Annotated in this window: 12 protein-coding genes; 5 read left to right on the top strand and 7 right to left on the bottom strand. The window is 36.9% G+C overall.

The genetic code is table 11. The features are described from left to right. Positions 1 to 17: 17 nt before the first annotated feature. From glgC to glnS, 7 genes are all read right to left on the bottom strand, one after another. The gene (gene glgC / locus O1Q81_RS06505; RefSeq protein WP_386693873.1) at positions 18 to 1325 is read right to left on the bottom strand and encodes a glucose-1-phosphate adenylyltransferase; all 1308 of its coding nucleotides are present in this window, start codon (positions 1323 to 1325) and stop codon (positions 18 to 20) included. A gap of 147 nt (positions 1326 to 1472) precedes the next feature. Next, on the bottom strand, positions 1473 to 3446 hold the full coding sequence (gene glgX / locus O1Q81_RS06500; protein ID WP_386696608.1) for a glycogen debranching protein GlgX: 1974 nt from the start codon (positions 3444 to 3446) through the stop codon (positions 1473 to 1475). Between the two features lie 307 nt (positions 3447 to 3753). Further along, on the bottom strand, positions 3754 to 6348 hold the full coding sequence (glgB, locus tag O1Q81_RS06495; protein WP_386696606.1) for a 1,4-alpha-glucan branching protein GlgB: 2595 nt from the start codon (positions 6346 to 6348) through the stop codon (positions 3754 to 3756). Continuing rightward, positions 6345 to 8429 carry a 4-alpha-glucanotransferase gene (gene malQ / locus O1Q81_RS06490; RefSeq protein ID WP_386696605.1) on the bottom strand — a complete coding sequence of 695 codons (2085 nt, stop codon included), beginning with the start codon at positions 8427 to 8429 and terminating at the stop codon, positions 6345 to 6347. Before malQ ends, glgB begins: the two co-directional genes overlap by 4 nt. A gap of 106 nt (positions 8430 to 8535) precedes the next feature. Continuing rightward, entirely contained in the window at positions 8536 to 8994 is a 459-nt protein-coding gene (locus tag O1Q81_RS06485; RefSeq protein ID WP_386696603.1) for a YcgN family cysteine cluster protein, read from the bottom strand. Positions 8995 to 9066: 72 nt separating this feature from the next. Then, entirely contained in the window at positions 9067 to 9213 is a 147-nt protein-coding gene (locus O1Q81_RS06480) for a hypothetical protein (RefSeq protein WP_386686139.1), read from the bottom strand. Beyond that, a complete protein-coding gene (gene glnS / locus O1Q81_RS06475; protein ID WP_386686137.1) occupies positions 9214 to 10887 on the bottom strand; it encodes a glutamine--tRNA ligase in 1674 nt (557 codons plus the stop codon). Between the two features lie 204 nt (positions 10888 to 11091). Between glnS and O1Q81_RS06470 the strand changes: the two genes are divergently transcribed. The 5 genes from O1Q81_RS06470 to O1Q81_RS06450 all read left to right on the top strand — a co-directional run bounded on the left by O1Q81_RS06470 (position 11092) and on the right by O1Q81_RS06450 (position 16066). Next, positions 11092 to 11766 (top strand): CsgG/HfaB family protein, encoded by a 675-nt coding sequence (locus tag O1Q81_RS06470; RefSeq protein WP_386686134.1) that lies wholly within the window; start codon positions 11092 to 11094, stop codon positions 11764 to 11766. A gap of 6 nt (positions 11767 to 11772) precedes the next feature. Then, positions 11773 to 12126, top strand: a complete 354-nt coding sequence (locus tag O1Q81_RS06465; protein ID WP_386696601.1) for a DUF4810 domain-containing protein — start codon at positions 11773 to 11775, stop codon at positions 12124 to 12126. Between the two features lie 12 nt (positions 12127 to 12138). Beyond that, positions 12139 to 12789: a DUF799 domain-containing protein gene (locus O1Q81_RS06460; protein ID WP_386686128.1), complete on the top strand. Its 651-nt coding sequence runs from the start codon at positions 12139 to 12141 to the stop codon at positions 12787 to 12789. A gap of 158 nt (positions 12790 to 12947) precedes the next feature. Then, positions 12948 to 14108 carry an efflux RND transporter periplasmic adaptor subunit gene (locus tag O1Q81_RS06455; protein ID WP_386696599.1) on the top strand — a complete coding sequence of 387 codons (1161 nt, stop codon included), beginning with the start codon at positions 12948 to 12950 and terminating at the stop codon, positions 14106 to 14108. 26 nt (positions 14109 to 14134) lie between these two features. Continuing rightward, the gene (locus O1Q81_RS06450) at positions 14135 to 16066 is read left to right on the top strand and encodes a MacB family efflux pump subunit (RefSeq protein WP_386693860.1); all 1932 of its coding nucleotides are present in this window, start codon (positions 14135 to 14137) and stop codon (positions 16064 to 16066) included. Positions 16067 to 16171: the final 105 nt, after the last annotated feature.

Genomic DNA, 16171 nt, shown 5'->3' with positions numbered 1-16171 from the left:
CCCCACGGAATACAAAACTAATCTAAATGCTCTTCATTAGTCACTTTTTCACCTTGCAATCTCTTAATCATTGAGTCAGTGACTAAAATGACTTTACCTGTACTACTCACACGGAAACGTTTGCGATCTTCCTCAATATCTACACCAATTTGGGTATTATCTGGAATGACCACATGACGGTCAATAATACAGTTTCTTAACACACAGTTTTTACCAATAGTCACTTGCGGTAATACTACACAATGATCGATGCTGGAATCCGATTTCACTTTTACGTTATTGAATAACACGGAATAACTGATACTTGCATCGGTAATCAAACAACCGCCAGAAATCAAGGAATTATCCACAGGTTTAATGCTCGGGTTGTGATAGAAGAATTTGGACGGATAAGTCTGTTCTGGATTACCACGAATTGGCCAGCGTTGGTCATAAATATCGAGTTGTGGTTTTTCTGACACTAAATCAATATTAGCTTGCCAGAAACTGTCTAATGTTCCCACATCACGCCAGTAAATTTCCCCTTCGGTATTACGCCCCATGCAAGAACGACTAAATGGATGAGCGTATAACACACCTTCTTCTAAAGATTTCGGTAAAATATCTTTACCAAAGTCATGGGAGGTATTTTGTGATTTTACTTCACGGTTTAATACTTCATATAAGTAATCTGCATCAAATACATAGATTCCCATAGATGCTAATGAAATGTCTGGTTTACCAATCATCGCTGGTGGATCTTTTGGTTTTTCCACAAACTCTTTCACTTTCAAGTTTTCATCAACTGCCATTACACCAAATTCAGAGGCTTCGGAACGTGGTACTTCAATACAGCCAACGGTACATTTTGCTCCACTAGAAACGTGATCAAGTAACATTTGGCTATAATCTTGTTTATAGATATGGTCGCCAGCTAGAATTAACACATATTTTGGTTGGTAGTGATGTTTCAAAATTGCCATATTTTGATACACCGCATCCGCTGTACCACGATACCAAGTAGAATCATCAATTTGTTGACGAGCTGGCAACATATCTACAAATTCCCCACGTTCTTGTGGTAAGAAAGACCAACCGTTTTGTAAATGACGTAACAAAGAATGAGCAGCATATTGTGTTACCACACCAATGCGGTTTAATCCTGAGTTAATACAGTTTGACAAAGCGAAGTCAATGATACGACGGTTTCCCCCAAAATAAAGTGCGGGTTTTGCTCGTTTATCGGTCAATTCGTGTAAACGAGAGCCACGTCCTCCCGCTAAAATTAACACTAATGTTTCTTTAACGAGTTCATATTTGTTTGGTAATGCAACTTTGCTACTCATAATTAATTCTCCATAAATAAAATTGTGGGCTAATCGTTTCAGTTAAAAACTAAAGACTATTTAATAATCTAATTATACTATACAGAAAATAAAAATAATTTTCTGTGATAAGGTTCAAAGTTTTGAAAAATTAATCAAAAAAACAGATCATTTCCGTTGTAACAAACAAAAATCTATGGTTTCTACGACTAATCCTTGACCTTTTAACATTTTGCTATGACTTGACACCAGCATTTCCCATTTGCCGTCGGGTAATACAAAATTCTGTAGTTCATCTTTGGCATTAATCACGAATAACCATTGATCATCTAATAAAAATTGCATCGCTTTACCAGCGTAATCCTGCCAGTCTGCTACTTGCAAACTATGTCCAAATTCGTTGAGCCAGCTCACATTTGCTGCACTCCACCACTGCCCCATGGTTAAGCTTTGAATTTTTTTGCGTAATTGAATCGCTTGTTGCGTGGCAACAAATAAATCTTCATTAAAATTTCTCCACTTCAACCAACTAATCTGATTATCCTGACAGTAGGCATTGTTATTACCATATTGTGTATTACCAAACTCATCACCCGCTAATAACATTGGGGTACCATTAGATAACAACAATGTACGTAATAATGCTACGCTGGTTAAAAATCGTTGTTTTTCCACCGCACTTTTTTCATTCACTGGCAAGCCTTCGGCTAAACCCTCTATACCATGATTATAGCTGTAATTTTCATTACGACCATCACGGTTATCTTCCCCATTTGCAAAATTATGTTTATGGTTATAACTGACCAAATCTCGCAATGTAAAACCGTCATGTGCGGTGATAAAATTCAATGTTTTATAGGGTAACTGATTCCCTTTGCGATATATATCACTTGAACCTGCTAATCGTTCTGCAAAATCGCCTAACGCTCCACTTTTCCACAGCCAAAAACGTTTAATATCATCACGGTAACGGTCATTCCATTCGGCAAAATAGCTTGGGAAATTTCCTACTTGATATCCCCCATCACCTAAATCCCAAGGCTCACTGATCATTTTACAACGGCTTAATATCGGATCATTTTCAATCGCTTTAAATAACAAGCCTTGCGGATTAAAATACGGCTCTTCTCTACCTAAACAGGTAGCTAAATCAAAACGGAAACCGTCAATGTGATATTCTTCTACCCAGTATTTTAAACAATCTAATGCCCATGCTCGAGCTTGTGGCGAAGATAAATCTAAAGTATTACCACAACCTGTCCAATTATAGTAATAACCTTGCTGATCATGGTAATAATAGGTCTGATCATCAATGCCCCGTTGACTGAATGTAGGATAATCTTTTTCACCCTCAGCAGTATGATTAAATACCACATCTAAAATCACTTCAATACCAGCTTGATGTAGGGCTTTCACTGCTTGTTTAAATTCATCCATTGGGTTATCTGTGGCAGCATAACTAGGTTCTAAAGCGAACATCGCTAACGGATTATAACCCCAGTAATTACTTAATCTTTTTTCTTGTAAGTGCGGTTCATTTACAAAGAAATTTACTGGTAATAATTCAACCGCGGTTATCCCCAAAGATTGCAAATAAGCAATACTTTTCGGATGAGCTAGACCAGCATAAGTACCACGAATATGTTGTGGCAAATCTTCACGTAATTGGGTAAACCCTTTAACGTGCAATTCATAAATAATACTATGTTCCCACGGCGTTTGTAATGGTTTATCCCCTTGCCAATCAAAATTTGATGAATGAGTAACCATCGCTTTTGGAGCCAGTTTGGCATTATCACGTTGATCACTTAACAAAAACCATGCTCTTTTGTTCGCAGTAGATAAATCTGGTTTTCCCACTACCATTTTGGCATAAGGATCTAACATTAATTTGTTAGGGTTATTTAAGCTAACGCCATATTTTGGATAAAGGCGATAACCATATTTAGTACCCACTTCAATATTAGCAATCCAACAATGCCAAATATCTTGTTCATTTTTTTCCATTGCAAAGCGTTTTTCATTGTCTTCTGAATCAAATAAACATAATTCAATTTTTTGTGCTTGACTGGAATATAGGGCAAAACTAACCCCCTGTTGATTATTGCGAATTTCAATATTCGCCCCTAATAACGTTTTCATAAATAATTTAAAGATAATCCATTATAATACAACAAAAATATAAGAAAATGATACATTTACACCACTCTATACTTCTATACTATAGACGAATGCTTCGTTACAACACCATCTTCACTCCAACCGTAAACAGAGAGATTGCTCCTTCTAACAGAAACTGGCAAGCTAAGTTGCCCCAATAAAGATTTTACTTCTCTTAGACTTCGACACTGTTCTCTCCGTAAACGGAAAGAGGGAAAGTTATAACTAAAATAGCTTATTGTCAAGAATATGCTTAAACGTACCATACCGTTACTACATTCTTTACATTTTATTCTTCAGTAGCTTTTTTAGCTTTTGACTTCACTACTTTTTTAGCGGTTTCAACTTTTGCCGTTGTTTTTTTCACCGTAGCTGTAGTCGTTTTAGCTTTTGCTACTTTCGGTTCTGCTTTCGCTTTTACCGTTTTCTTCTCCGATTCAGGTTTTACCTCAGCTTTTTGAGTAGCCGCTTTAGTCACTTTTTTAGCTGTAGTTTTCACCGCACTTTTTTCAGCAACCACTGCATCTGCTTTAACTGATTTTGCTTTAGTCGTTTTAGTCGCAGTTTTATTTTTTGCGGTTTCAACTTTCACAGATTCGGTTTTTGTCGCTTTAGCTTTGGTCACTTTAGCTGGTTTTAACGTAAGATCCATAGTGTCAGCTCGTTTTACGGCTGTTTTTCTAACCTTCTTTGCGACTTTTTTCCAACGAAAATAAATTGTTGCCAATGGTGGAACAACCACTGAAATAGATTGTTTTCTACCATGGCTCTCAACCTCTTCTGTGCTGACTACGCCAAAGTTACCTACATTTGAGCCTTTATAGTAAGCCGAATCCGTATTCAGAATTTCTTCATACTCCCCTGCTTCATTTACCCCAATACGGTAATTTTCACGTACCACTGGAGTAAAGTTACTCACCACCAAAATACGCTCACCATTGCTATCACGGCGTTCAAAAGCAAAGATAGAATTTTGATTATCATCGACCACTAACCAATCAAACCCTTCTGGTTTATTATCTAATTGATAAAGTGCGGTGTTTTCTTTGTAAGTTTTATTCAAATCTTTGACTAATTGCAACACACCTTTGTGCCAGCCACCGCCGTGGAAATCATCTAATAAGTACCAGTCGAGGCTTTCTTGATAATTCCATTCACGACCTTGAGCGAATTCATTACCCATAAACAGTAATTTCTTACCTGGATAACCCCACATATAGGCATAATAGGCACGTAAGTTAGCAAATTTTTGCCACGCATCCCCTGGCATTTTACCCAACAATGAACATTTACCGTGTACCACTTCATCATGCGACAATGGTAATAAGAAGTTCTCGCTGTATTGATACACCATACCAAAGGTCATTTTATTGTGATGATATTGACGATAGATCGGATCCAGTTTCATATAAGAAAGCGTGTCATTCATCCAACCCATATTCCATTTAAAATGGAATCCTAAACCGTTATTTTCAGGTGGCAAAGTGACACCAGCAAAAGCGGTAGATTCTTCCGCAATGCTGGTTGCCCCTGGGACTTCAACACCTACAATACGGTTAGTTTGACGTAAGAAATCAATGGCTTCTAAATTTTCACGACCACCGTATTGATTTGGGATCCACTCACCGTCTTTACGGCTATAATCACGATAAATCATGGAAGCGACCGCATCAACACGCAAGCCATCTAAGCCAAAACGTTCTAACCAATATAACGCATTTCCCGTTAAGAAGTTCTTCACTTCATTACGACCATAGTTATAAATTAAGGTATTCCAGTCTTGATGATACCCTTCTTTTGGATCCGCATGTTCATATAACGCTGTACCGTCAAAAGCGGCTAAACCATGAGTATCGCTTGGGAAATGCCCAGGTACCCAGTCTAAAATAACATTAATCCCTGCTTCATGAGCTTTGGCAATAAAACGTTTAAAGCCCTCTGGACTACCAAAACGGCTGGTCGGTGCATATAACCCTAATGGTTGATAACCCCAAGAACCGTCAAATGGATATTCAGAAATCGGTAATAATTCAATATGGGTAAAGCCCATATCTTTCACGTAAGGAACCAATTCATCCCCCAGTTGGTCGTAATCTAACCAGAAATTATTTTTAAGATTTCTCCGCCACGAACCTAAATGGACTTCATAAATCGAAATCGGTTGATCGGATTGATTCGCTTTACGGCGAGTTTCTGTCATTTCCACAATTTCAGGTAACGCACTGATTTGTGATGCAGTATCTGGGCGTAATTGTGCTGCAAAGGCATAAGGGTCAGATTTTAAACGAAGCTGATTATTACTATCTAATAATTCAAATTTATATAATTGTCCTAAAGTCACTTTAGGGATAAATAATTCCCACACTCCACTATTTGCATGGAAACGCATTGGGTGACGGCGACCGTCCCAATAGTTGAAATCCCCGACCACAGAAACCCGTTTCGCATTTGGAGCCCATAAACGGAAATTAACCCCAGTGACACCGTCATACTGAGTAAAGTGAGCACCTAAAACTTCATAAGGGCGTAAATGAGAACCCTCAGCCAATAACCAATTATCTAACTCTTCAATCATCGGGTGAAAACGGTAAGGATCTTCAATAAATACCGCTTCATTCCCCCAATAGACTTTTAATTGATAATTAAAGAAATCATGCGTATTCGGTGCGACACCTGTAAAGAAACCACGTTCATCAATACGATCTAACTCAATTTCTACATTTTGTGATGCACGATTAATGACTTCAACTTTATTTGCATCTGGCATTAACACTCGAACTTCAATTCCGCTTTCTGTTTCGTGCATACCTAACACAGAAAATGGATCAGAGTGGGTACCATTAAAAAACGCATCTATTACTGATTGTTCTACTAATTTTTTCATAATGACTTCCTATTATGGTTAATTTCATTTAGCAACACTTGAACACGCTGGTCACTAAATATTTGTTCTAGTGGCATGGCAAGTTTAATTTGCCAATTTGGATACTCAGTTGATGTCCCTGGTAAATTAAATGATACTTCCTGATCAATCAAATTTTCTAATTGCACGCCAATCAATCGGCTCCGACTACGAGCTAAATAACGGTGAATCACCAAATTAAGATGATCGTGCATAGCCATACTCAACGCATCACCGTAATAATCATCTGGTAAAAGCTGATCTCGGTGTAAACTATTTAATAAGGCTTGTTTATCTTTCACTCGCTGTTGATATTTTTGTTGCAAGAAATTCCCTTGCAAAACACCTAATTGCTCAAATAATTCTAAATCTTTGCAATGCCAGAAACTACGTAAAGATGGCACATCATGGGTACCAATCGTGGCAAAGGCTTGATTTGGGAACTTTTCAGCGAGTGGAAATTCGCCATTTGCTTGAGAGAAATACAACACGAAATACGAATAAACTAAAAATTCATTTAATTTTGACCGCACTTCATCGGCGACAGTACCTAAATCTTCACCCACAATCACACATTGATTGCGTTGGCTTTCAATGGCTAAAATAGCCATTAATTCCGCAAAAGGATAAAGCACATACACACCATCCACCGCCGTTTTATTTTCAGGAATAAACCACAAGCGGAATAAGCCCATTACGTGATCAATTCTTAACACACCGAAATGTTGCATATTGGCTCGTAACATTTCAATAAAGGATTGAAAACCACGTTTTTTTAACACTGTTGGATTATACGGTGGCAAGTTCCAATTCTGTCCGACTGGACCTAATGGATCGGGTGGTGCTCCAATGCTGGTGTTGACACAAAAAAGTTCAGGATCGCTCCAAACATCCTCACTCCCCCTAGAACTTTGTACCGCCAAATCACCATAAATCCCTAGTTGCAAGCCAACTTTTTTAGCCGTGGTTTTTACTTCAGCTAACTGTTGCTCAGTCAACCATTGCAACCACATATAAAATTCAATTTTAGCTTGATACTTTTTAATTAAGCCCTTACGATTTTTATCCGTTAATTGTTGCCATTCTTTTCGCCAACCTAACCAACCGATATTTTTTTCATCTGCTTGTTGAGTTGGATGTTCTATACTATCCAATACATCAAATAACGCCTGATTCAACAGGTTTTCTCCCTGCTGTTTGACAAAAGCTAAAAAGTCTTGACGGCGTGCTACAATTTTTGCTGTTTTACTCCGTTGACTAAAGGCAAAAAGCTGTTCAAGTGCGGTGATTTTTAAAGCAGAAATCGCTGGATAATCCACTTGTTCCAGCTGACGTAGGCGAGTAACTTCATCTTGTTGTTGACTAAACCAAGTCTGTACAGATTTGGCTAATTTAAATTCTGGTAATAAATCTACCGCCAAGTAAATCGGATTTAACCAACGACGAGAAGATGCACTGTATGGACTTGCCCAATCTGGCACTGCCACATACATTTTATGTAATGGGTTAATCCCAATAAAATCTGCCCCAAATTGCACCGCATTTTGTACTAAATAAATTAGGTCAGCAAAATCACCAATTCCCCAATTACGGTTAGAACGTAAACTATAAAGTTGGACATTAATCCCCCACGCTTTTTGCTGTTGTAAGATTGGTGATTGAAAGGTAGTTTTTGGCTGAACGAGTAAACGTATTTTACGTTGTTGCTTTTTATCGGAAAGGGTTAATTGATAATAACCCACTGGCAACGCAGGTAAGCTAATTTTTTGTTTAGTTTGTTGTTCAAATAATAATTCATCTTGCTCGTTGGTTAATCGACAAGTGGTGACGGATGGAAAAAAGGAAAGAAAAGAATAATCTGTAATTTGCTCTGCATTAATAACTAAAACATCATCAAAATAATCACTAGAATGGTTATTTTCCGCGGATAAAAGTGCGGTGAAATAATCCAAGGTTTCTGGCGGTGCTGTAATAAAATGACCTTCAATATCATAATAGGAAGGACAGATACCTAATTTTTCTGCTTTCTGTTCAGTACAGCGTTGTTGTTCCGTTAAATTCATAGGTGTACCTCAAGTTTATGTTACATTCTAACAAGCTCAAGAATAAACACAATCAATTTAATTCTATTTTGTGATCTTTATCAACAATATTTGTTTATATTGTAAACTATTTTAGCTGAATATCATCAACAATGTAATCAAACCAGTCAATGACATCTCTTTCATGGATACCATTTTCAATCATCACGCCTGCTAATTTCACTGAATTAGGATTATTGGAAATTAGCGGATGCCAGTCAAATAGTGGTTTATTTTCGTATAATAAACGATAGGCACAGGTGCTAGGCAGCCATTTGAAATCGGGTAAATTTTTCTTGGTCAGTTTGGTGCAATCTTTTTCGATTTTAAAACGATGGCAATAATCACCGCACTTACCCGTTTTCAAATCTAATAAATTACAAGCTATACGGGTGTAATACAACCGCTCTCGTTTGCCACGCCCCTCAATAAATTTGCGATAACAACATTTACCACAACCATCACACAAGGATTCCCACTCAGATTCTGTCATTTCAGAAAGGGATTTTTGTTGCCAAAAAGGTATGTTATTTAGATTATTCTTCATTTTATTTAGATAAAAAAGCGATCAAAATAGTTAAATTTTTGACCGCTTTTTATTTTAGTTTAGATAGACTAATTAAGGGTTTAAACCAAATGATTCGCTACTTTTATCATATTTAATCCCTGAATGTGAACCTTCAGAACCATTAAAATAAATATCTTTCGGTTGCGAACAAGCGGTTAATACCAACGCAGTCAATACAATTAATACTAATTTTTTCATTTAAAATCCTTCTTTTAAGCTAACAGTTAAGTTAAACACTAGATGCTCAGGGTGACTATTTTTGTTGTCAGCACAATAATACCCCTCGCGTTCAAATTGATAGGCAAGCTCTGCTTGAGCATGAGCTAAACTCTTTTCCACAAAACCTTGTTTAATAACCAAAGAATTTGGGCTAATAGCTGCAATAATATCCTCTTCCGCCCCTGGGTTTGGCATATCAAATAAACGTCCATATTGACGAAATTCCGCAGGGCAATTTTCTGTCGCTGACACCCAATGAATTACGCCTTTCACCTTACGTCCATCTGCTGGATTTTTGCCTAAAGTGTCAGGATCATAAGAGCAATAAACACAGGTAATATTGCCGTCTGCATCTTTTTCTACTCGTTCCGCTTTAATGACATAAGCATTACGTAAACGTACTTCTTTACCTAATACTAAACGTTTATATTGTTTATTGGCTTCTTCACGGAAATCTGCTTGATCAATATAAAGCTCAGGGGTAAATGCTAATTGACGAGTGCCGAGTTCTTCCCGATTAGGGTGATTAGGTGCGGTTAAAATTTCTGGATTTTTTAAATTTTCAATCACAATTTTTAACGGATTAATCACTGCCATAGCTCGTGGTGCATTGGTGTTTAAATCATCACGAATACAACTTTCTAACGCTGAAAATTCCACCACGTTATCTTGCTTTGTCACCCCAATACGGCGACAAAATTCACGTAAAGATGCTGGTGTATAACCACGACGGCGTAAACCTGAAATGGTCGGCATACGGGGATCATTCCAGCCATCTACCACTTTTTCTTCAACTAATTTCAGTAATTTACGTTTAGAAGTTAAGGTTCCTTCTAAATTTAAACGAGAAAATTCATATTGATGTGGCAACGGACGTGCAATAGAAATATGTTCTAACACCCAGTCGTATAAACGGCGATTATCTTGGAACTCTAACGTACACAATGAATGGGTAATGCGTTCAATGGCATCAGAAATACAATGGGTAAAATCGTACATCGGATAAATACACCATTTATCCCCTGTTTGATGATGACTGGCAAATTTCACGCGATAAATCACTGGATCTCGCATCACCATAAACGGGGAACTCATATCAATTTTGGCACGCAAGCTCATTTTTCCCTCAGGGACTTCTCCGTTTTTCATTTTTTCAAATAATGCCAAATTTTCTTCAATCGGGCGATCACGATATGGGCTATTTTTCCCTGCCTCCGTTAATGTACCACGATATTCACGCATTTGTTCTGGTGAAAGCTCATCTACATAGGCCAATCCTTTTTCAATTAACTCAATGGCATAGCCATAAAGTTGATCAAAATAATCGGAAGCATAACGTGGTTCACCCTCCCAGTGAAAACCTAACCATTCCACATCTTGCTTAATACTATCCACATATTCCACATCTTCTTTGGTTGGGTTAGTATCATCAAAACGCAAATTACATTTACCTTGATAATCTTGAGCTATGCCAAAATTTAAGCAAATAGACTTGGCATGTCCGATATGCAAATAACCATTGGGTTCAGGCGGAAAACGGGTGTAAACATTGTTATGTTTACCACTTGCTAAATCTTCATCAATAATTTGGCGAATAAAATTAGTTGGGCGAATCTCGCCCGTTTCTTCAATTACAGTATTTTCTGTTGTCATATAGTAAAATTTAAGCTGTTAAAAATTAGGGTTATTCTACACGATTTAATAACTGATTACAAAGAAACCACAAACTATACAATAAAGCAGAAAATTTGTGATCTTGATCACGGATTTAAATAGAATCTATACCTTATCTTTTTAAGATAAGCTAATATAATTAATGGTTAAATATTAATTAGTTACATTTAGAAGGAAACTACAATGAAAAAACAAGTTATTACAACACTATTTTGTTTACCTTTTTTAGGATTAACTGGATGTGCGACAGAAGGATCTCGAACGATTGCTCCCACACAAACAGTTGCCTCTCAATCTGCGACTTATCAAGGTGTAAAATCCGCTATTTCCGTAGGGAAATTTGATAACCGTTCAAGCTATCAAAATGGTATATTCTCCGATGGGCAAGATCAATTAGGCAGTCAATCAAAAACAATCCTTGTATCTCACCTACAACAAACAGGGCGTTTCAATGTTTTAGATCGTACTAATATGAGTGAAACCGCCAAAGAAGCCAAAATTAAAGGTGTAAAACAAAATCTTAAAGGGGCAACCTATGTTGTTACGGGCGATGTTACAGAATTTGGGCGTAAAACTGTTGGTGATCATCAATTATTTGGTATTTTAGGTCGAGGTAAAGAACAAGTTGCTTATGCAAAAGTGACGTTAAATGTGGTTAATGTAAATACATCGGAAGTAGTTTTCTCTGCTCAAGGTGCGGGGGAATATAATCTTTCTAACCGTGAAGTACTTGGCTTTGGTGGCACAGCTGGATATGATGCAACGCTCAATGGTAAAGTATTGGATTTAGCTATTCGAGAAGCAGTTGATAATCTTGTCAAAGGTATTGAAGCAGGTCAATGGACACCCGCTAAATAAGGATAAATGATGAAAATAATGAAATTATCCGCAGTTGTTCTTTTCTCTGCTTTTTTGGTTGCTTGTGGTTCTAGTCATAAAGATAACTCTCTTTATTATTGGGGAAATTATCAAGAAACTTTACATGCCTATTATGAAAATAATGGCGATTATGCTAAACAAGAAGAAGATATCCGAAAAATTATTGCATCAGCTAAAGAAAGTAATAAACAGGTTGCTCCAGGCATTTATGCTCATTTAGGTTTATTGTTGATTAAACAAGGTCGTGTATCGGAGGGAAATGAAGCACTTCAACAAGAACAAGCTCTATATCCTGAAAGCCGTCAGTTTATGCAATTCTTACAAAAAGCTAAGAAATAATAGAGGTTTATCATGAAAAAATTAATCACCATAATCTTCGTTACCATTGCATTATTGCTTAGTGGTTGTGCAGTTAAGCCCAAAAAAACTTATGATTACTCTGCTCTGAACGAAAGTAAACCTAAATCCATTTTGGTAGTGATGCCAACAAATAATTCCCCAGAAGCTAAAGCCGATACCAGTGTATTATCTACTGTAACTTATCCTTTGGCTGAATTAGGTTATTATGTTTACCCTGTTGCATTAGTAGATGAAACATTTAAACAAAATGGTATTACCGATGGTTACGCTATTCAACAAACAAATATTAAGAAAATTCAAGAAATTTTTGGTGCGGATAGTATTCTATATATTAATATAAAAGAATATGGTACGAGTTATAAGGTTTTTGATAGTGTCACCACCGTAGAATTAGAAGGTAAATTAGTTGATCTACGTACAGGAAAAGTCTTATGGGAAGGAGAAGGAAAACATAGTCAAGGCTCAACTAACTCTAATGACGGTGTTTTAGTTGCCTTAGTTAAAGCGGCAGTAAGCCAAATTGCTGATACATCAAGAGATTATGGTTTTAACGTTTCCCAAGTAGCTATGGGACAACTTGTTTATGTCGGTAGCAGTGGTGGACTTTTAATTGGTCCTCGTCACCCGAACTATAACAAATAATTATCTTGAATAATATTCCCCTAGAGCCACTTAAATAAGTGGCTCTATTTTTTACTTCCAGAATTTTCCTAAAAACTAAAATCTATTACAATAATTAAGGTTTTATTAAGATTTCTCCCTTATACTCTACATAAATTGATTGATTATCGGAAATGACTATGAAAAAAAAATTATTAACATTGGCGGTTATTGCGGCTTTAGGTATTGCGGGTTGGTTTTATTTTAAAGGGGACAATAGTTCACAAATAACCTATTTAACCGAAACCGTTAGCCGTGGTAATTTGCAAAAATCTGTGATCGCCACAGGTACGGTAAGAAGTTATAACCGTGTTGAAGTGGGGGCTCAAGTATCGGGGAAAATTGAAAAAATTCATGTGACACTCGGTCAGGAAGTCAAAGAGGGGGATTTGATTGCGGAAATTGATTCAAAAACGCAAGTAAATAGCTTGAATACAGCTCAAGCTCAACTGTCTTCTTATCAAGCACAATTAAAAGCCAAAAAGACCGCTTATGATGTTGCATTATCGGCTTATAACCGTATGGCAAAACTCTATAAGCAAAATTCTACCACTTTAGATGATTTAAATTCAGCTAAAAATACCCTATCCAGTGCTGAAGCAGAGATTGAAACAGTAGAAGCCTCAATCAAGCAATCAGAAATTGAAGTTAGCACCGCTCAAACCAATTTAGGTTATACCAAAATTGTATCGCCATTAAATGGTACAGTGATTTCTATTCCCGTTTCTGTCGGTCAAACCGTCAATGCCAATCAAACTACACCAACTATTGTACAGGTTGCGGATTTAAGCAAAATGCTGATCAAACCTGAAATTTCTGAGGGTGATGTGACCAAAGTCAAACAAGGCATGCCGATTGAGTTTACTACGCTATCTGATCCAAATACAAAATATCATGCTGAAATTAACTCGGTAGATCCTGCGATGACTACGCTAACCGATAATGGTTATACGGAAGATGTGACGGATACCAATGCGGTTTATTACTATGCGAATGTTATTGTGGATAATCCTGAGGGAAAATTGCGTATTGGTATGACGACACAAAATACGATTACGATTGCTGAAGCTAACGATACCTTATTAGTGCCAACCACAAGTTTACAAAAACAAGGTAATACTGTGTATGTGAATATATTAAATGGTGATCAAGTAGAAAAACGTGAAGTCACTGTTGGTTTTAATGATGATGTGAATACCCAAATTTTATCAGGTTTAAATGAGGGGGATAAAGTGATAACGTCACAAGTTGCACAAGGTGAAACGGTGGGGAATAGCAATCGTGGTCCGAGATTATTCTAAAGTGCGGTGAAAAATTGGATAATTTTATGAATATTATTGAAATGAAAGGCATCACCAAATTTTTTGGTGAGGGCGAAAACCGTACGCAGATTTTAAAAGATATTGATTTAGACATCAAAAAAGGCGATTTTATTGCGATTATCGGGCAATCGGGATCGGGCAAATCCACTTTGATGAATATTATCGGTTGTTTAGATACGGCGACATCGGGATCCTATAAAATTGATCATCAGGAAGTTAGTCATCTCAATCGAGATCAGCTTTCTGATTTACGTCAGCAAAAATTTGGTTTTATTTTCCAACGTTATAATTTGCTTTCGACCCTAAGTGCGGTGGAAAATGTGGCACTTCCTGCTATTTATGCAGGTATCGATCAATCCGCTCGTCTAGCTCGAGCTGGTAGTTTATTAGATAAATTAGGTTTAAGCGATAAATTAGAAAATAAACCTAGCCAACTTTCTGGGGGTCAACAACAGCGTGTGAGTATTGCCCGTGCCTTGATGAATGGTGGCGAAATTATTTTAGCGGACGAGCCAACGGGAGCGTTAGACAGTAAAAGTGGCGAAACCGTCATGGAGATTCTAACTCAACTACATGGTGAGGGACATACGATTATTTTAGTGACTCATGATAAACAGGTCGCAAGTTTTGCCAACCGTGTAATTGAAATTAAAGACGGAAGAATTATTGAAGATACGCGTAAAAATGATTTCATTGCTCACAAAGCTCCAAGTCCAACTATTAATAAAAATGCGTTTAGTTTTTATAAAGATCAGTTTTTAGAATCATTCAAAATGTCGGTAAAAGCAATCGTTGCACACAAAATGCGTTCATTGCTGACGATGCTAGGCATTATTATCGGGATCACTTCCGTAGTTTGTGTGGTTGCACTAGGAACAGGTTCACAACAAAAAATTTTGCAAAATATCAATTCAATGGGAACCAATACCATGGATATATTTAATGGTACTGGATTTGGTGATCGGCATGCAGAAAGAAACCAAAATTTAACCGTTTCAGATAGCGATATTCTGGCTAAACAAAGTTATATTGAAAGCTCAACGCCTAATAGTTCTGTCAGCGGAACATTAACTTATGGTAGCAATAGCTTTACCGCTCAAGTTTATGGCGTTGGTGAACAATATTTTAACGTGAAAGGCTTAACCTTAGAAAACGGTCAATTCTTCACGGCTGATGAAGTGATAAATAATGAAAATGTCGCAGTCATTGATGAAAATACATTAAGTCAGGTTTTTCCCAATCAAAATTCTTTAGGTCAAGTGTTAATGGTGAATAAGAAACCATTAAAGGTTATTGGTGTGGCAAAATCTAACAATATGGGTATGAACAGTAGCAGTTTAAAAATTTATATTCCTTACACTACCGCCATGAACAAAATTTCGGGTAATCAAAAAATTGATAGTATTACGGTGAAAATTCGTGATGATATTAATTCTACCGTGGCAGAAAAAGGCTTAACCAATTTATTGCAAGTTCGTCATGGCACAAAAGACTTTTTTGTGATGAACACCGACACCATTAAGCAAACCATTGAAGCCACCACCAATACCATGACCTTGTTAATTTCATCTATTGCATTGATTTCCTTAGTGGTGGGTGGCATTGGTGTGATGAATATTATGTTAGTATCCGTGACTGAACGAACTAAAGAAATCGGTGTACGAATGGCGATCGGTGCAAGACAATCTAATATTCTGCAACAATTTTTAATTGAAGCTATTCTGATTTGTTTAATTGGCGGATTAACTGGCATTGTGTTATCTATCTTATTTGGCACGGTGTTCAATTTATTGATGACCGATTTTACTATGGTATTTTCCACATTTTCGATTATTGCAGCTGTACTCTGCTCTAGCTTTATAGGTGTAGTATTTGGTTATGTGCCAGCAAAGAATGCTTCACAATTAAATCCAATTAATGCACTTGCACGAGAATAGTAGAAAAAAATAAATTTTCTGTTACAATACACAAGACAAAAATGAACGAACGTTCATTTAGAAATTTTTATTCAAAGTGCGGTTAAAATTTACCGATTTTTCACC

Source organism: Lonepinella sp. MS14436, from assembly GCF_042470565.1.
GTDB lineage: Bacteria > Pseudomonadota > Gammaproteobacteria > Enterobacterales > Pasteurellaceae > Lonepinella.
Note: the sequence above shows the minus strand (reverse complement) of the source record. Positions and strands in the feature narration are given on the sequence as shown.